This window comes from Defluviimonas sp. D31, assembly GCF_033436765.1.
Lineage (GTDB): Bacteria > Pseudomonadota > Alphaproteobacteria > Rhodobacterales > Rhodobacteraceae > Albidovulum.
Window position 1 is genome coordinate 151,081 of record NZ_JAWQFN010000007.1, and the last position, 17,030, is coordinate 168,110.

18 protein-coding genes are annotated in these 17,030 nt (G+C 68.0%); 7 read left to right on the forward strand and 11 right to left on the reverse strand.

All coding sequences use genetic code 11. The features are described from left to right. The first annotated feature begins 63 nt into the window (after window positions 1-63). A complete protein-coding gene (locus tag R5H32_RS13870) occupies window positions 64-471 on the forward strand; it encodes a hypothetical protein (RefSeq protein ID WP_318339277.1) in 408 nt (135 codons plus the stop codon). Between the two features lie 92 nt (window positions 472-563). On the opposite strand, the gene xseA is transcribed toward R5H32_RS13870, so the two are convergent. Further along, on the reverse strand, window positions 564-2,063 hold the full coding sequence (gene xseA / locus R5H32_RS13875; protein ID WP_318339278.1) for an exodeoxyribonuclease VII large subunit: 1,500 nt from the start codon (window positions 2,061-2,063) through the stop codon (window positions 564-566). 68 nt (window positions 2,064-2,131) lie between these two features. On the opposite strand from xseA, the gene purD reads away from it, so the two are divergent. After that, window positions 2,132-3,394 (forward strand): phosphoribosylamine--glycine ligase, encoded by a 1,263-nt coding sequence (purD, locus tag R5H32_RS13880; protein ID WP_318339279.1) that lies wholly within the window; start codon window positions 2,132-2,134, stop codon window positions 3,392-3,394. A gap of 171 nt (window positions 3,395-3,565) precedes the next feature. On the opposite strand, the gene R5H32_RS13885 is transcribed toward purD, so the two are convergent. The 3 genes from R5H32_RS13885 to R5H32_RS13895 all read right to left on the reverse strand — a co-directional run bounded on the left by R5H32_RS13885 (window position 3,566) and on the right by R5H32_RS13895 (window position 6,221). Then, entirely contained in the window at window positions 3,566-4,942 is a 1,377-nt protein-coding gene (locus tag R5H32_RS13885) for an FAD-binding oxidoreductase (RefSeq protein WP_318339280.1), read from the reverse strand. A 200-nt stretch (window positions 4,943-5,142) separates the two neighbouring features. Then, window positions 5,143-5,898 (reverse strand): FG-GAP repeat domain-containing protein, encoded by a 756-nt coding sequence (locus tag R5H32_RS13890; protein ID WP_318339281.1) that lies wholly within the window; start codon window positions 5,896-5,898, stop codon window positions 5,143-5,145. Then, a complete protein-coding gene (locus R5H32_RS13895; protein ID WP_263334413.1) occupies window positions 5,898-6,221 on the reverse strand; it encodes a 2Fe-2S iron-sulfur cluster-binding protein in 324 nt (107 codons plus the stop codon). Before R5H32_RS13895 ends, R5H32_RS13890 begins: the two co-directional genes overlap by 1 nt. Window positions 6,222-6,314: 93 nt before the next feature. Here R5H32_RS13895 and R5H32_RS13900 point away from each other — a divergent pair, with 93 nt between their 5' ends. Together R5H32_RS13900 and R5H32_RS13905 are read left to right on the forward strand one after the other, a co-directional pair. Next, window positions 6,315-6,947 carry a sulfotransferase family protein gene (locus R5H32_RS13900; protein ID WP_318339282.1) on the forward strand — a complete coding sequence of 211 codons (633 nt, stop codon included), beginning with the start codon at window positions 6,315-6,317 and terminating at the stop codon, window positions 6,945-6,947. A gap of 43 nt (window positions 6,948-6,990) precedes the next feature. Beyond that, on the forward strand, window positions 6,991-7,395 hold the full coding sequence (locus R5H32_RS13905) for an OB-fold nucleic acid binding domain-containing protein (RefSeq protein WP_318339283.1): 405 nt from the start codon (window positions 6,991-6,993) through the stop codon (window positions 7,393-7,395). Between the two features lie 9 nt (window positions 7,396-7,404). On the opposite strand, the gene R5H32_RS13910 is transcribed toward R5H32_RS13905, so the two are convergent. Beyond that, window positions 7,405-7,848 (reverse strand): cupin domain-containing protein, encoded by a 444-nt coding sequence (locus R5H32_RS13910; protein ID WP_318339284.1) that lies wholly within the window; start codon window positions 7,846-7,848, stop codon window positions 7,405-7,407. Window positions 7,849-7,953: 105 nt separating this feature from the next. Here R5H32_RS13910 and R5H32_RS13915 point away from each other — a divergent pair, with 105 nt between their 5' ends. After that, window positions 7,954-8,886, forward strand: a complete 933-nt coding sequence (locus R5H32_RS13915; protein ID WP_318339285.1) for a LysR substrate-binding domain-containing protein — start codon at window positions 7,954-7,956, stop codon at window positions 8,884-8,886. 65 nt (window positions 8,887-8,951) lie between these two features. Further along, window positions 8,952-9,836, forward strand: a complete 885-nt coding sequence (locus R5H32_RS13920; RefSeq protein WP_318339286.1) for a DMT family transporter — start codon at window positions 8,952-8,954, stop codon at window positions 9,834-9,836. A 62-nt stretch (window positions 9,837-9,898) separates the two neighbouring features. Here the strand turns inward: R5H32_RS13920 and R5H32_RS13925 are convergent, their stop codons facing one another. The 6 genes from R5H32_RS13925 to rpiA form a co-directional block, all read right to left on the reverse strand. Further along, window positions 9,899-11,350 (reverse strand): DegQ family serine endoprotease, encoded by a 1,452-nt coding sequence (locus tag R5H32_RS13925; RefSeq protein WP_412099024.1) that lies wholly within the window; start codon window positions 11,348-11,350, stop codon window positions 9,899-9,901. Between the two features lie 172 nt (window positions 11,351-11,522). Further along, on the reverse strand, window positions 11,523-11,726 hold the full coding sequence (locus R5H32_RS13930) for a DUF2065 family protein (RefSeq protein WP_318339288.1): 204 nt from the start codon (window positions 11,724-11,726) through the stop codon (window positions 11,523-11,525). A 3-nt stretch (window positions 11,727-11,729) separates the two neighbouring features. Beyond that, entirely contained in the window at window positions 11,730-12,599 is an 870-nt protein-coding gene (locus R5H32_RS13935; protein WP_318339289.1) for a protease modulator HflC, read from the reverse strand. Beyond that, complete coding sequence (hflK, locus tag R5H32_RS13940; protein WP_318339290.1) at window positions 12,599-13,744, reverse strand: FtsH protease activity modulator HflK; 1,146 nt, start codon at window positions 13,742-13,744, stop codon at window positions 12,599-12,601. The genes R5H32_RS13935 and hflK overlap by 1 nt, the downstream gene beginning before the upstream one ends. Before the next feature lie 68 nt (window positions 13,745-13,812). Next, window positions 13,813-15,171, reverse strand: a complete 1,359-nt coding sequence (gene gorA, locus R5H32_RS13945) for a glutathione-disulfide reductase (RefSeq protein ID WP_318339356.1) — start codon at window positions 15,169-15,171, stop codon at window positions 13,813-13,815. A gap of 17 nt (window positions 15,172-15,188) precedes the next feature. After that, window positions 15,189-15,977, reverse strand: coding sequence for a ribose-5-phosphate isomerase RpiA (gene rpiA, locus R5H32_RS13950; protein ID WP_318339291.1), 789 nt, complete (start codon window positions 15,975-15,977; stop codon window positions 15,189-15,191). Window positions 15,978-16,106: 129 nt separating this feature from the next. On the opposite strand from rpiA, the gene R5H32_RS13955 reads away from it, so the two are divergent. Continuing rightward, complete coding sequence (locus R5H32_RS13955) at window positions 16,107-16,883, forward strand: methyltransferase domain-containing protein (protein WP_318339292.1); 777 nt, start codon at window positions 16,107-16,109, stop codon at window positions 16,881-16,883. Window positions 16,884-17,030: the final 147 nt, after the last annotated feature.

The following is a 17,030-nucleotide window of genomic DNA, read 5'->3' on the forward strand; positions in this document are numbered from 1 at the left end:
CTGGCCGGCGGCGCCGGCATCTGCCATTCTGAACGGGCACCGCCCCGGTCGAGGAGGCTTGCCATGCGCTGGGCCGCCCTGCTTCTTGCGATCTCGTTCGCCACGGCGCCCGCCGTCGCGGCCGAGCCCGGCGCACCGCTCGATGCGGCCGGGTTCGACGCGCTCACGGTGGGGCGGACGCTCTACTACAATTCCGGCGGCCAGCCCTACGGCGTCGAGCAGTACCTGCCGGGCCGCAAGGTGGTCTGGGCGTTTCTCGGCGACGATTGCCGCAAGGGCGAGTGGTACGAGGAAGGGGGCTTCATCTGCTTCGTCTACGAGGACAACCCCGCGCCGCAATGCTGGACCTTCTGGGACAGCGACCAGGGCCTCGTGGCGCGGTTTCGCGGCGATCCGGAGGGGCTGCCGCTGATCGCGGTCGAACAGAGCCCCGAGCCGATGCAGTGCCTCGGGCCGAATGTCGGGGTGTGAGCAGGGTTTCGGCCTCGGCTGCGCCTCGGCCGACCCGCCGGGGGTTTCACCCCCGGACCCCAGGGTATTTGGCCAATGAAGAAGGGCTTGGGTCAGAACAGGCTGCCCTGATCGGGCGGCTCGGATTTCGCGCGTTTCGGTTTCGGCGCGGATCCGGCGAGGACCGGCAGGCGTCCGTCCTGGAACTCGATCTCGAGCGCGGCGGCGGTTTCGGCGGCCTGCCTCGTGGTGACGACGGCGCCTTCGGTGCGGATCACCGCGTAGCCGCGTTTCAGCGTCTCGGTGTAGCCAAGCGTCTGGCGGATGCGGTCGGCGGTGGCCAGCCGTTCGGCGAGCGCGTCGAGCCGCAGGCGTTCGGCGGTGGCGAGACGCCGCGCTAGCGTGTCGAGATCGGTGCGGCGGCGGCTGTTCTCGCGGGCCGCGTCGCGCGTGAGGCGGGCGAGTGCCGGGGCGAGGCGCTCGGCGAAGGTGACGAAGTGGCGCCGTTCGCGGGCGACGAGCCCGGCGAGGATGCCGGAATGGAGACGGCCGGCGACGGAATTGAAGCCGGCGCGCTTGCGGGTGGCGGCGGCGTGGAGCGCGGGGCCGAGCCGGTCGGACCAGAGGTCGAGGCCCTGCCGCGCGGGATCGAGCAGCGTCTCGGGCCGGCCGAGCGCGCGGGAGAGGTCGGCGAGGCGTTGGCGGCGCTGGTCGAGGCGCTGGGTCAGCGCGCGCGAGAGCCGGGCTCCCTGGTCGGCGGTCCAGCTGAGGAGCTCCAGGCGGACCGGCACCGCCATCTCGGCCGCCGCCGTGGGCGTCGGCGCGCGGCGATCGGCGGCGTGGTCGATGAGCGTGGTGTCGGTCTCGTGGCCGACGGCGGAGATCAGCGGGATCCGGCTTTCGGCGGCGGCGCGGACGACGGTCTCCTCGTTGAAGCCCCAGAGATCCTCCAGCGAGCCGCCGCCGCGGGCGACGATCAGAAGATCGGGGCGCGGGATCGCGCCGCCGGGGGTGAGCGCGTTGAAGCCCCGGATCGCGGCGGCGACCTCGGGGGCGCATTTCTCGCCCTGCACCGCCACCGGCCAGATCAGGACCTTGCGCGGGAAACGGTCGCGCAGGCGGTGGAGGATGTCGCGGATCACTGCACCCGAGGGCGAGGTGACGACGCCGATGACCTCGGGCAGGTAGGGAATCGGCTGCTTCCGTTCGGGCGCGAAGAGGCCCTCGGCGGCCAAGGCCGCTTTACGCTTTTCCAGCATCAGCATCAGGGCGCCCATGCCGGCGGGCGCGATGTCCTCGACGATGAGCTGGTACTTCGACTGGCCGGGGAAGGTGGTGAGGCGGCCGGTGGCGATCACCTCCATCCCCTCCTCGGGCCGGACCGAGAGCCGGGCGGCCTGGCCCTTCCAAGAGACCGCGGCGATCACCGCGCGGTCGTCCTTGAGGTCGAAATAAACATGGCCCGACGAGGGCCGGGAGACGCGGCCGATCTCGCCGCGGACCCGGACATGGCCGAACTCGCCCTCGATCACGCGCTTTACGGCGCCGGAGATTTCCGAGACGGTGAATTCGGGGGCGTTGCCGCCCTGTTCGTCGTTTTCGAAGATGTCCATGGGTCCGCTTGTATCCTCTGCGGGGCGACCTTAGAACGCCAGGCAGGCAAGGCCAAGCGGGGGCGGACATGAACATTCTCATTCTCGGCGGCGGCGGGCGGGAACACAGCCTGGCCTGGGCGGTCAAGCAGAATCCCAAATGCGACCGGCTGATCGTGGCGCCGGGCAATGCCGGGATCGCGATGCTGGCCGAATGCGCCGATCTCGACATTCTCGACGGCGCGGCGGTGGTCACCTTCGCCGAGGAGAACGCGGTCGATTTCGTCATCGTCGGGCCCGAGGCGCCGCTGGCGGCGGGGGTGGCGGACGCGCTGCGCGCCGCGGGGATCCTGACCTTCGGGCCGTCCGCGGCGGCGGCGCGGCTCGAGGCCTCGAAGGGCTTCACCAAGGAGATCTGCGACGCTTCCGGCGCGCCTACAGCGGGCTACGCGCGGTTCACCGACCGCGCGGCGGCCGAGGATTACATCCGGGTCCAGGGGGCACCGATCGTGGTGAAGGCCGACGGGCTCGCCGCCGGCAAGGGCGTGATCGTGGCGATGACCGAGGCGGAGGCGCTGGCCGCCGTCGCCGACATGTTCGGCGGCGAGTTCGGGGAAGCCGGCGCCGAGGTGGTGATCGAGGAGTTCATGGACGGCGAGGAGGCCTCGCTCTTCGTTCTCTGCGACGGCAAGGACGTGCTCGCGGTGGGGACGGCGCAGGATCACAAGCGGGTGGGCGACGGCGACACCGGGCCCAATACCGGCGGCATGGGGGCCTATTCGCCGGCGCCGGTCCTCTCGGAGGCGGTGCTCGACCAGGCGATGGCGGAGATCGTGCGACCCACGGTTGCCGAGATGGCGCGGCGCGGCACGCCGTTCCAGGGCGTTCTCTATGCCGGCCTCATGATCGAGGACGGGCGGGCGCGGCTCGTCGAGTACAACGTCCGTTTCGGCGATCCGGAGTGCCAGGTCCTGATGATGCGATTGGGTGCACAGGCCTTCGATCTCATTCATGCCTGCGCCGAACGGCGGCTGGGCGAGATGCAGGTGACCTGGGCCGCGGATCACGCGCTGACGGTGGTTATGGCGGCGGCGGGCTATCCCGGCGCCTATGCCAAGGGGTCGCAGATCCGGGGGCTCGACGAGTTGCCGGAGGATTCGCGCCACATGGTCTTTCATGCCGGGACGGCGGAGCGCGACGGTTCGGTCGTGGCCTCCGGCGGGCGGGTCCTGAACGTCACCGCGCGGGGGGCGAGCCTTGCCGAGGCGCGGGACCGGGCCTACGGCATGGTCGATGCGATCGACTGGCCGGGCGGGTTCTGCCGGCGCGATATCGGTTGGCGGGCGCTCTGAGCCGGAGTTCGGCCTCGGCTGCGCCTCGGCCGATACGCCGGGTGTGAGACGATTTCCCGGCGAGCGCCCGCCCGCGCCGGGCGAACCGGAAGGTCCCCGGCCCCCGGACTTTCAACCATGTCGCGAAACGGTGTTGGTCCGGTTTGAGCCCTTAGTGCTTTTGCACAAATTTCAAAGAGCTTGCTCTGTATTCGGTTCGGATACACGATGCGCCGGAGCGATATTCTGGTTCAGGCGAAACAGGTTGCTTGGGTCATATTCAGCTTTCAATGCAGCAAGCCGATCATATTTGGTCTTTCCATAGGCTCTCTCGGCGACTGCCTGACCAACATCACTCTGCTCGTTTATGTAATTTCCGGTTTGAGACAGAACATCGAGCCTTTGGCCCGCCTGGCGCCCCCAGGAAATGCACTGCTCGTCGTCCCTAGCGTCGTCCCAGATCGCTTGCGCTAACCAAAAAAACTGAGCGCGGCGTCCTGTGTACGCTGTTGCATCGTCAGAGACATCGGACACCGCACCTCCAAGATGGATCATGTAAAATTCGGAGTCCTCGTTAGGAGCACTTATGCTTAGATCAGCCATTTCTCGGATACTCACCGACTCCAAAGCACTAAAGAAGCCGCCCTTGCCGTAGTAGCGCCTCCCCCATCGTACGAAATCGTCGCTCCGGCTTTGCAAGGTCAGGAAGTCCAGGTCTTCAAGACCGCCTTCTCCGGGTCCCGCTAGGTTGCCGAACGGCACTAGGCTTTCATATCCCAGACCGTCGGGTCCACTGTGGAACGCTGTGACGCGGAGCCCCGATTTAGTCAGTCCTATGCTGTGGGTCTGCGAGCGCGGCGCACGTTTGGCGAGTGCAGAGAGGCCTTCCAGAGCCGCTGTGACCCTGTTTGGTGCATAATTCCAAACTCCAACTGCAATTGGACCTAGCGGATGGAGTCGGAACTGGAACCTCGTAACGATCCCGAAGTTTCCACCACCTCCCTTCAAACCCCAGAAAAGGTCGGGATGGGAGGAGTCGCTGACTTCGAGAATGTCGCCGTTTGCGGTCACGACTTGTGCAGAAACGAGATTGTCAATCGTCAGCCCAAACCGCCGGGAGGTCCAGCCCATGCCTCCACCAAGTGTCAAGCCACCCGCACCGGTATGTGAGACTACTCCGGCGGGAACTACGAGGCCGTATTTCGCAGTAGCTTTGTCAACGTCTCTTAGGAGAGCACCGCCGCCGACAATCGCCAGTCGCGAATTCGGGTCGACCGAAACAGTGTTCATCCTTGAGAGGTCGAGAACAATGCCGCCATCACAGGTCGAAAAGCCTGGAAAGCTGTGGCCACCGCAACGTACAGCGAGAGGAAGGCCAGTGGCTGCCGCCAGTCGGACAGCTTCTGAAACTTGCACCACGTCGCCTGGACGGATGATTGCCGCTGGTCGGCGGTCGATCATGTCGTTCCAGACACGCCGTAAAGATTCGTAACTCGGCGCTCCAGGATCAATCACAATATCCCGGGGCAACCTTCCGAGAAGTTCGCGCAAGATACCAGACGGCTGCATCGAAGATTCTCCGTGCTTAGTTGCTGCAGGCCATTCTAGAGACGCGCAATGTAGGGTGTCTCTATGAATTCTGTCGGTGAGTCCGCATCCTGCTACTTTGGTAGCGCCGCTTTGAAGCCGGAGTGCGTTTTGTCCTGCATCGCGGACCACCTCGGTTTCCAGACATGGCTAATGCCCTTCAGACAGAAAGCGACGGCGGGTCAATCGCAGCCCGGCACCCGGTCGAAGCTTGACGGGCCGTTGTAGGGGGCAAGGTCGCGGTGAACGAGTCTGCCTGCGGCAAGCGTCGTGCCCACTATCCGGCTCCAGTCGGCATCGGCGGTCAGGATGGTCGGGTGGCCGCCGCAAGTGGCGATGCGGCCCTGGATGAAGGGATCGCCGATGCGGTGGTTGGTCAAACCAGACGCTTCGGCCACGCTCGCAAGCCGGTCGCCGTCGAGCCGGACAATCTTGAGCGTCTTGCCAAGATGCGGGGTCTCGACATAGGCGATCTCGACCCTGCCGTCGCCGTCGAGATCGGCCGCACCGACCGGCGCAAGCCAGCGGTGGCTCTGGCCGATGAAGGGCGTCGCGGCGTAGGGTCTGCCGCCGAGACCCGCGGCCACCAGACGCGCCCCTTTCCGGTGGTCGGCCTGGACGACGATCAGCTCGGGCCGTCCGTCGCCGTCGAGGTCGGCGAGCCGCGGGGCGATATCCTCGAAAAGCGTGCCGTCCGGGGTCTCGAAGGCGAGCGTGCCGCCGCGGTGGTCAAGCGCCCGGCGCCCGCGCGGGCCGAGCGTCACCCGGATCCCAGACCATTCCGGCGTGGCGCCGAGGATGTCGTGGCCATAGAGGCCGGTCGTTCGCGGCGCCTCGTAGCAGGCCCGGCGCACCCAGTCACCGTCGCCTTCTGTGCAGCGCGCCGCGAGCGGTGTCGCGGCGAGGGCGCAAACCAGCGCCAGCGCCGCGCGCAGCATCAGATCTGCTTTTCCGGCATGAACACCTTGAGCCCGTCGAGCGCGTCCGTGACCTTGATCTGGCAGGTCAGCCGCGAGCGCGCCGGATCCGGCTCGTAGGCGAAATCGAGCATGTCCTCCTCCATCGAATCCTTCGCGGGGAGCTTTTCGACCCAGGCGGCATCGACATAGACATGGCAGGTCGAGCAGGCGCAGGCGCCGCCGCAATCGGCCTCGATCCCGGGAATGCCGTTGTCGCGTGCGCCTTCCATGACCGTCAGCCCCTTGGCCACGTCCACGACATGCTCGGTTCCGTTGAATTCGACATAGGTGATCTTCGCCATCGACTCGGTCCATGAAAGAGAGCGTTTCTGCGCTTCTAGCGGCTCATGCCGTCCGGCTCCACCCCTTGCGCGAATCCATGTAGACTTGGTGGCATGTCAGCCGCCGGGGAGGTCGGGATGCTCAGGGTCATCGGCACCGGATTCGGACGCACCGGAACTGATTCGATGCGTGAGGCGCTCAACCGCCTCGGCGCGGGTCCCTGCCACCACATGGCGGAGGTTCTGAACGACCCTGAACAGAAGCGGCTCTGGCGCGCCCTGGCATGTGGCGCGGCGCCGGACTGGCCGCGCCTTTTCTCCGGTTTCGGCTCCTGCGTGGACTGGCCCTCGGCCGCCTACTGGCGCGAAATCATCGCCGCCTATCCCGAGGCGCGGGTGCTCCTGACCTGGCGCAGCGCCGAGAGCTGGTGGGCGAGTTTCGAGCGGACGATCCTCGACGTGATCCGCAGTTCGGAGGATCCCGACTCGCTCGGCGTGGCGCTGATTGCCGAGCAGGTTTTCGGCGGCCGGCCGGACGACCGCGCCCATGCGATCGCCACCTACGAGGCGCATGTCGCCGAGGTGATGGCGACGGTGCCGCCGGGCCGGCTTCTCGTCCACCGGATCGGCGACGGCTGGGCGCCGCTCTGCGCCCATCTCGGCGTCGCGGTGCCGTCCGAGCCCTATCCCCACCGCAACCGGACGACGGAGTTCCACAGCCGGTTCGGAAACCGTCCCGGAAGTTGAGCGGCCCTTGCCGGGACTGGGCGAATGTTCTATCTTTGTTCCTATGCTCACCGATTACCACCCGCTAGAGGACTGGCCGCGTCCCCCCGCCGCCCTGCCCCATGCGCGGCTCAACGAGCCGCCCGCCGACGCGCGGGTGACGGTGGCCGGGCTGGTGCTGGTGCGGCAGCGGCCCGGCACCGCGAAGGGGGTGGTCTTCCTCACGCTCGAGGACGAGACGGGCGTCGCCAATGTCGTCGTCTGGGCCAAGGTCTTCCAGCGCTTCCGCCGCGCGGTGATCGCCGGGCGGCTCCTGCGCGTGACCGGGCGGCTGCAGCGCGAGGCCGAGGTGGTCCATGTCGTGGCCGAGGCGATCGAGGACATCACGCCGATGCTCGACGAGCTGCTCGCCCCGCCCGGCGCGCCGGCCCTCCGGGCCGAGGCGGCGCGGGCCGACGGGCGACCGTGACCGCGGCAATCAGGAGACCGGCGTCAGGTCGCAGACGATCGCCGTCGCGGGCGCGTCCGTCCGGTTGTAGAACCAGTGCACCGTGTCGCCGTCCTCGATGATCGCCTCGGCACCCTCCCCTGCGAAGACCGTCTCGCCCGACGCGCGGCCCTCGATAGCCTCCCCGTCGATGACCTTTACGAGCCCCGGTCTTTTTTCATGCGAGTGCTCGGCGATCTGGCCGCCCGGCGCGATGGTGATCGCGCGGAGCTGCATGAAATATCCCTCGAGGCCAATCTGGCGCCGCAGCATCTCCTCCTCGATCACGCCGAGCTTCCCGATCGTCAGGCCCTTGTGCTCTGTCGGCCCCGACATCCGCGCCACCGCCATCCCGGCGAGGGCTCCGAAAAGCGTCAACGCGACCGCCGGGGCGATACCGATGCGCCATCGCTCTTGAATGGTCCGCACAGCCATGACCTTCCCTCCCGTTTTGCGATATCCGAGCGGAAAGGATAGGATCAGTTGCGGAACGCCTCCAAACGAAGAGATTTCACCTGCATGTGAGGTAAATTCACCCGGATGAGACGCAAGCTGCCCCCGTTCCCCGCGTTGCGTGCCTTCGAAGCCGCGGCCCGACTCGGCAGCTTCAAGGCAGCGGCCGAGGAACTCTGCGTCTCCGCCTCCGCGATCAGCCACCAGATCCGGTTGCTCGAGAGTTACCTTGACCGGCCGATGTTCACGCGCGGACCGCAGGCGGTGCGTCTGACGCGGGCCGGAGAGCGGTACCTCGCGCGTATCGGACCGCTGCTCGACGAACTGGACGCCAGCACCCGCGCGATCACGGGCGAGGCGGCGCAGGGCGTGATCCGGTTGAGGATGACCGAATGGTTCGCGAAACGCTGGCTGATCCCGCGGCTGCCACGATTCATGCGGGCCTGCCCCGGGCTGGAAGTGCAGATCGAGACCGGGTTGCCGCCCACCGATTTCCGCCACGGCGCGCTTGACGTGATCATCCACTGGGGCGATGCGCCGGTCGAGGGCGCGGTGATTGAGCCTTTCTTCGCCTCGACCCGCACACCGGTCTGCAGCCCCGCCTATCTCGCGGCGCATCCCGACCTCAAAGCGCCGCGCGACCTTGCCCGCCACGTTCTTCTGCGTGACGAGACCGATGACGGCTGGGCGGAGTGGTTCGGTGTCGCCGGCTTGCCGACATACTGCCCGGAAGGCGGGCCAGTCTTCTCACACTGCGAACTTTCGACGACCGCCGCCCTGAGTGATGCGGGTGTCGAACTGGCTTACCGAGAACTTCTGATCGACCTTCTGCGGGACGGCGACCTCGTCCAGCTCTTCGACATTCTATCGCCGGTGAGGACCATCTATTCGCTTGCCTACGAGCGTCGCCGCGCCAAGGATGCGCGCATCCTCGCCTTCCGCGAATGGCTCTTCGGCGAGATCCTTGCCGAATCCGCAGCTCCGGCGGTCTCGCAGCCGCCGCTCACGGCGGCGCAATAACGCCGCGGCGATGGACAGTAGGTGCCCGCTCGCCTAGCCATGGTACAGTCAGGCCCGGAACCCGCATGTCCCGCCACCCGCTCTTCGGTATCGGCCTCGCCGCCTTCGGCGCTCTTGTCCTGACCCCGGACACGCTCTTCATGCGCTGGTCGGGGATGTCGGGCTTTCCGATGGTGGCCTGGCGCGGGATGCTGATGGGCACCCTTCTGCTCGGCCTCTGGCTGATCTCGGCCGGTGGCCGCCGCCGCGCGGACATCCGGGCCATCCTCAGCCTCTCCGGCCTTGGCGTCATCCTCTGCCACGGCCTCAACGCGACGCTCTTCAGCCTCGGCATCGGCCACGCGCCGGTGGCCGTCGTCCTCTTCGGTATCGCCACAATGCCGATCTTCTCGGCCGTCCTCGGCCGTCTCCTCGGCGACGAGCCCACCCGCGCCGCCACCTGGGTCGCGACCGTCGCGGTGCTCGCCGGGATCGGCATCGCGGTCTTCGGGGACGGCGAGGGCCTCAGGTTCGACCGCGCCGCGCTCGTCGGGGCGGCGGCGGGCCTCGGGGTCGCGGCGCTCCTTGCCTTGGCCTTCGCGATCATCCGCCGGGCGCACGGCCTGCCGATCATGCCGCTGGTCGGCTGCGGCGCGCTGCTCGCCGGCTCGATCGGCATCGCCGCCGCGCCGGCCGGATCGCTCCTGAGCGGAGAGATCTGGGCGGTCGCGGTCACCGGCGCGGTGATCCTGCCCGCCTCCTTCCTCGCCCTGACCCATGCCACGCGCCACACGGCGCCAGCGAACGTGAGCCTACTGATGCTGCTCGAAACCGTGCTCGGCCCCGCCTGGGTCTGGATCGGCGCGGGTGAGGCGATGACGCCGCCAATGATCCTCGGCGGCGTCATCGTCGTGGTGAGCCTCGCGCTCTACATCCTCACTGTGGCCCGCAGCACCTCCGTCCCCCGCTGAAGGTCAGAGACAAAAAAGGGCGCCCGCCGGCGCCCTTCCCTCGTTTCCCGGATCCGCTCGGCTCACTCGACCGACAGCGCCACGAAGCGCGGGTCACCTTCACGGCGGATCAGCAAGAGCAGCGACTTGCGCCCCGCCTCCTTCGCCTCGGCGATCCGGGCCTCGAAATCCTCGATCGACGCCACCTTCTGCTGGCCCGCCTCGGTGATGAGGTCGCCGGCGCGCAGGCCCTTCTCGTAGGCCTCGCTGGTCTGGTCGATATCGGAGACGAGAAGCCCCGCCGCATCCGCCGCGAGCCCCATCTGGTCGCGCTGCTCGTCCGTCAGCACGCCGAGCGTCATGCCGAGCATGTCCTTCTCGGCCGGTTCTTCCTTGCCCGCCACCGCCGGCACCGGCTCGCCCTCTGCAAGCTCGCGGCGGCCGAGCGTGACCGAAAGCTCGTGGCTCTCGCCGTCGCGCAGCACCACGACGCTCACCGCCTTGCCGACATCTGCATCGGCCACGCGCCGCACGAGTTCGCGGGTATCGGTGACATCCGCACCATCGAAGGCGGTGATCACATCGCCGGACTGGATGCCGCCGTCCTTGGCCGGGCCGTCCGGCACATCGGTGACGAGCGCGCCCTTGGCATCGGCAAGGCCCATCGCCTCGGCCACGTCCGGGGTCACGTCCTGGATCCGGACGCCGAGCCAGCCGCGCCGGGTCTCGCCGAATTCCTGGAGCTGGCCCACGACCTTCGACACCACGTTCGCGGCCATCGAGAAACCGATCCCGATCGAGCCGCCGTTGGGCGACAGGATCGCGGTGTTCACGCCGATCACCTCGCCGTCCATGTTGAAGAGCGGGCCGCCCGAGTTGCCGCGGTTGATCGCCGCGTCGGTCTGGATGAAGTCGTCATAGGTGCCCGACAGCTCGCGGTTGCGGGCCGAGACGATGCCGGCAGAGACAGAGAAGCCCTGTCCCAAGGGGTTGCCCATCGCCATCACCCAGTCGCCGACCCGCATCACGTCGGAATCGCCGAAGTTCACGAAGGCCAGGGGCTCGTCGCTCTCGACCTTGAGAAGCGCGATGTCGGTCTTGGGGTCGGTGCCGACCAGCGTCGCGTCGAGCTTTCCGCCCGAGAAGAACTCGACCGAGATCTCGTCGGCGCCCTCGATGACGTGGTTGTTGGTGACGATGTAACCATCCGCCGAGATCACGAAGCCCGAGCCGAGCGCATTCGACCGCTGCGGCCCGCGCGGCCCGTTCGGGTTGCCGAACTCGCGGAAGAAATCCTCGAAGGGAGAGCCTTCGGGCACGATCGGCCCGCCATCCGTCGGCGCCGCGATCGTCGTCGAGGTGGTGATGTTCACCACCGAGGGGCTCACCTGCTCGGCCAGTTCGGCAAAGCTTTCCGGCGCGCCGCGCGCCTCCACTGGTCCGACCGGGCCGGCGGCCAGCGCGACCGCAAGCACCGTGGCCCAGATCATTCCTGCCGCCGTCCACGGCCGCGTTCCGGACGGCTGAAGAGTCATCGCCTGAGGTTCCACTCCAAACTCCCTTGTGCTTCTTGCGGCCGGGACGATGCACCGCCCCGTCCGACCCGTGCGCATCATTCAGCTATGTAGCACACGCCCAAATTCAAACCCGCTCGCGGCGGCTCAACTGATCGTGATCGCCCCCGGCCGGCTGCCAATGACAATTCTCTCAGCCGGACAGCCCGCTCGCAAGCCAAATGAGCGCGAGGCCCAGCGCCAAGGCGGCGAGACCGAGATTGCGCCGCGTCTCGACCGGCATCCGCCGGATCAGCTCGAGGAGCTCGTCTATACGCGAAGGGGCCAGTGCAAGCACCAGCCCCTCCAGCGTCAGGACCAGCCCGAGGGCCAGCAGGATAAGCGCGAGGCCCGACATCGCCTACTTGCGCTCGGCCGACTTCAGGTAGTCGAAGAACTCGCTGTCCGGCGCCATGACCATCGTCGAGTTGCCTTCCAGCAGCGACTGCCGGTAGGCCGCGAGCGAGCGGTAGAAGTCGAAGAACTCCGGATCCGCGCCGTAAGCCTGGGCGAAGATCGCGTTCCTCTCCGCGTCGGCCTCGCCTCGGATGATCTCCGCCTGGCGCTGCGAGTCCGAGACAAGCTCCACCTTGGTCCGGTCGGCCTGGGCGCGCACGCGCTGCGCCGCCTCGTTGCCGCGCGCCACCTCGTCGGCGGCCTCGCGCTCGCGCTCTGCGCGCATACGCGCGAAGGTCGCGTCGAGGTTCTGCTCGGGCAGATCGGTGCGCTTCAGCCGCACGTCGATGATCTCGACGCCAAGCGAGTTTGCCTCGAAGCGCGAGGCGTCGCGGATCGAGGCGGCAAGCGCGGCGCGGTCGGCCGAAAGGATCTCGGACGAGGTGACCGAACCCAGCACCTCGCGGGTCTGGGCCCGCAGGATGGTGTCGATGCGGTTCTCCGCGAGCGTCACGCCCGAGGCGCCGACGGCCTGGCGGAAGCGCCGCACATCGGCGATCCGGTAGCGCGCGAAGGCGTCGACGACCAGCCGGCGGTCGTCGAGCGGCGTGATCTCCAGGGGATCGACGTCAAGCCCGAGGATGCGGTCGTCGTAGCGCACCACCTCCTGGATGATCGGCAGCTTGAAATAGAGCCCCGGTTCCTCGCGCACGGCCTTGATCTGGCCGAACTGGAGAACCAGCGCCTTTTCCCGCTCGTCGACGATGAAGATCGCCGACAGGGCACCCGCGATGGCGAGGACGAGGATCGGCAGAAGAAGCGTTGCGCGGTTCATCAGTTCGTCCCCTCGCTGGCGGGCGCCGTTGCGCCGCGTCTGAGTTCGTTCAACGGCAGGTAGGGCACCACGCCCTGCCCGCCCTGGGTCTCGTCGATGATCACCTTGTCGACGCGGCCCAGCACCTCTTCGAGCGTCTCGAGGTAAAGCCGCTTTCGCGTCACCTCGGGCGCCTTGCTGTATTCGGCCAAAACCGCGCTGAAGCGGCTCGCCTCGCCCTCGGCCTGGTTCACCACCTGGGCGCGGTAGCCCTCGGCCTCTTCGAGAAGCTGCGCCGCCTGGCCGCGCGCGCCGGCGAGCACCGTGTTGGCATAGGCGTCGGCTTCCTTCTGGAGCCGGTCACGCTGCTGCTCGGCCGACTGAACGTTCTTGAAGGCGTCGATCACCTCGCGCGGCGGGTCGGCGCGGTCGAAGTTCACCCGAACCACGTTCAGCCCCGAATCGTAGCTGTCGAGCGTGGACTGGATCAGCTCCTTCAGCCGCTCGGCGATGATTCCGCGGTCGCGGTTGAGGATCGGCGCGAGTTGCGACTGGGCGATGATCTCGCGCATCGCGGACTCGGCCACGGCGTTGATCGTCAGTTCCGGGTCGCGCAGGTTGAACAGATAGGCCTGCGGATCGTTGATGTTCCAGACCACCTGGAAGTCGATGTCGACGATGTTCTCGTCACCCGTGAGCATCAGCCCGCTGTCACCGGTTCCGCCGCGTCCGACGCCGATATCCTCGGTGCGTTCCGGCGTGACCGCGATCACGTTCGCGGTGACGAGCGGCCAGGGCGCGAAGTTCAGGCCCGGATCGCCGACGGCCGAGAACTTGCCGAGAAAGAGCTCGACCGACTGCTCTTCGGGCTTCACCGTGTAGAACGAGGCGAAGGCCCAGAGACCCACCGCCGCGAGCGCCGCGATCCCGAGCGTGCCGCGCGTGAAAAGCGGCCCCGTCGGCCGTCCGCCGCCGCCCGGCCCGCGCGGCCCGCCGCCGCGCCCGCCCATCAGCACCTTGAGCTGCTCGGTGCCCTTCTTCATGATCTCTTCGATCTCGGGGATCTGCGGGCCTTCGCCCGGCCGCCGCCCGCCGCGTCCGCCCGGACGGTCGTCGTCATCTCCACCGGACCCGCCGCCGCCCCAGGGACCTCCGCTGCCAGCCATCAGTTCATTTCCCCCTGCTCTCGTTTCATTTCAATCTCGTTTCCCAACTGGTTGTTCCCGACGGAAATTCAAGCCTTCCTGACCGGCTTGCGCAAGGTCACCAGTTCTTCGGCCATCACGGGATGGACCGCGACCGTGCGGTCGAAGTCCTCTTTCGTCGCGCCCATCTTGATCGCGATGGCGGCAAGCTGGATCATCTCGCCCGCCCCCGGCGCGACAATATGGCAGCCCAGAACCTTGCGCGTCTCGGCGCAGACGACGAGCTTCATCATCACCCGGTCGGGCCGCCCGGCGAAGGCCGACTGCATCGGCCGGAACGAGGTCGCGTAGATCTCGATCGGCCGCTCGTCGCGCGCCGCCTCCTCGGTCATCCCGACGGTGCCGAACTCGGGCTGGGTGAAGACAGCACTCGCCACCAGCTCGTGATCGGGTTTCACGGGCTTCGCGCCGAAGACCGTGTCGGCGAAGGCATGGCCCTCGCGGATCGCCACCGGCGTCAGGTTGATCCGGTCGGTCACGTCGCCCACCGCGAAGATCGAGGGCACGGCGGTTTGCGACCATTCGTCCACCACCACCTCGCCCTTGCGGCCGAGCCTCACCCCGGCCTCGACAAGCCCGAGCCCCTCGGTGTTCGGCACCCGCCCGGTCGCGTAGACGACCTTCTCGTAGACCGCCTCGCGCCCGTCGGTGGACTTGACCCAGGTGCCGCCGTCGACCGGCTTCATCTCGATCACGTCGGTGCCGACATGGAGGTTGACGCCGCTCTCCTTCATCAGCTCGGCGATATGGCCGCGCGCCTCGCCATCGAAGCCGCGCAGGATCTGCTCGCCCCGGTAGAACTGCGTCACCGCGACGCCCATCCCGTTGAGGATGCAGGCAAACTCGCAGGCGATGAAGCCGCCGCCGACGATCAGAACGGATTTCGGCAGCGCGTCGAGCCTGAAGATGTCGTTCGAGGTCATCGCCCCGGCCCCGGCGGCAATCTCCGGCACGAAGGGCCGCCCGCCGGTCGCAACGAGGATATGCTTCGCGGTGAAGGTCTCACCCGTGGCGAGCCGCACGGTATGGGGATCGACCACCGTCGCCCGCGTGTCGTGGACCGTGACATTCGCCCCCGCGAGCCCCGCGCGGTAGGCCGCCTCCAGCCGGTCGAGCTCGGCGTCGAGCTTGGCGCGGAACGCCGGCCAGTCGAAGACTCCCGCCTCGACCGCCCAGCCGTACGACCGCGCATCGGCGATCGCCCCGGCATAGGCCGAGGCAAAGACCATCAGCTTTTTCGGCACGCAGCCGCGGATGACGCAGGTCCCGCCCATCCGGTATTCCTCGGCCAGCCCCACCTTCGCGCCATATTCGCCGCTCGCGATCCGCGCCGCGCGCACACCGCCCGAGCCGCCGCCGATGACGAAAAGGTCGTAGTCGAAGGCCATATCCGCGCCGCCCGCCATCAGTCGCCGAGATCGGCGAAGATGTTCCGGATCTCGCCATCGTCGCCCTGCCCGCGATCCGCCGTGTCCGCCTTCGGCTTGCGGATCTCGGCCGATCCGTCGATGTGACCGATGATCACCCGGCTGCAGAGGTCGATGAAGAGCCCGTTCTCGACCACGCCCGGCACCTGGTTCAGAACAAGCGACAGCCGGTGCGGATTGCCGATCCGCCCGAGATGCAGATCGAGGATGTGGTTTCCCTCGTCGGTGACGAAGGGCGCGTCCCCGTTCATCCTGAGCGTCACCTTGCGCCCCGCGACGTCGAGCGGGACCAGCGTCTCCTCGACCAGAGCCCTGGTCGCCTGCAGTCCGAAGGGGATCACCTCGACCGGCAGCGGGAAGGCGCCGAGCTGCGCCACGTCCTTCGCCGCGTCGGCGATCACGATCATCTGGTCGGAGGCCGCGGCGACGATCTTCTCTTGCAGATGCGCGCCGCCGCCGCCCTTGATCAGGTTGAGATCGGGATCGAACTCGTCGGTGCCGTCGATCGTCAGGTCGAGCCAGCCCGCCTCATCGAGCGTGACGACGGTAATGCCCTCCTCGCGCGCCTGCTGGGCGGTGCGGGACGAGGTCGGCACGCCGGTGACCTTCAGCCCCTCATGGCGCACCCGCTTGCCGAGAAGCCGAACCATCCAGGCCGCCGTCGAACCGGTGCCGAGCCCGACCCGCATGCCATCCTCGATGAACTCCACCGCACGTTTCGCGGCGGCGTATTTCGCCTTGTCGGCGGGGGAAAGGTCGGCGGGCATGGTCATCTCCGTATCACTAGCGCTCCGGTTATAGGAAAGATGGCCGCGCGGTGCGAGGGGCAAATCTCGCCCCCCGGCGCGCGCGATGCCCCGGTTGTGCTAGGATCGGGGGCGCGAAAGGGGGACGCGATGATTGAATTCGATGCCGAGACCACCCGTATTCTCGACACCGCCTACGAGGGCGCCGACATCGCCCGGCGCCGGCGCGCGAGCTTCGACGCCGTCGACCCGCAGCCCGGCGAACGCATTCTCGACCTCGGCTGCGGGCCCGGTTTCCTGACCCAGGAGCTTGCCCGCGCGGTCGGCCCCGCCGGCCGCGTGACCGGCGTCGATCCGAGCGCGGAGATGCGTGCGGCGGCCGTGGCGCGCTGCGCCGGCCTCTCCGGCGTGGAGATCCTCGAGGGCAGCGCGGAGGCGCTCCCGCTCGAGGATGCAAGCACCGACAAGGCGGTCTCGGTCCAGGTCTTTGAATATATGAACGATTTCGACGCACCGCTTGCCGAGCTTCACCGCGTGCTCCGCCCCGGCGGGCGGCTGGTGATCGCCGACATGCACTGGGACACGCTGGTCTGGCACAGCACCGATCCCGACCGCATGGCGCGGATGATCGCGGCCTGGGACGCCCATCTCGCCGACCGCATCGTGCCGGAGAAACTGCCCGCCCCCCTCGCCCGCGCCGGCTTTGGCGGCATCCGCACGATCCCGCACCCGATGCTCGACACGGTGCTGAGGCCCGACGGGCTGGCGCGCATGCTGATGATCCTCATGGTCGCCTTCGCGCGCGGGAACGACCTCCTGCCCGAAGCCGACATCGCCGCCTGGGCCGCCGAACAGGAGGCGCTCGCCGCCGAGGGCCGGTTCTTCATGTCGCTGACGCATTTCGTGACGGTGGCAGAGAGGCCCTGAGCCGCGACCGCGCCACACGCCCTCGGACGCAACCGCAGTTCCGTCCGCCGTCGGGTCAGGACAGGCGCGGCACGGCCGGCTCGGCAGCATCGGCGCCGCGATGCCAGCCCGGCGGCTTCGATGGGACGGCCCGCAAGGGGGGCAAGG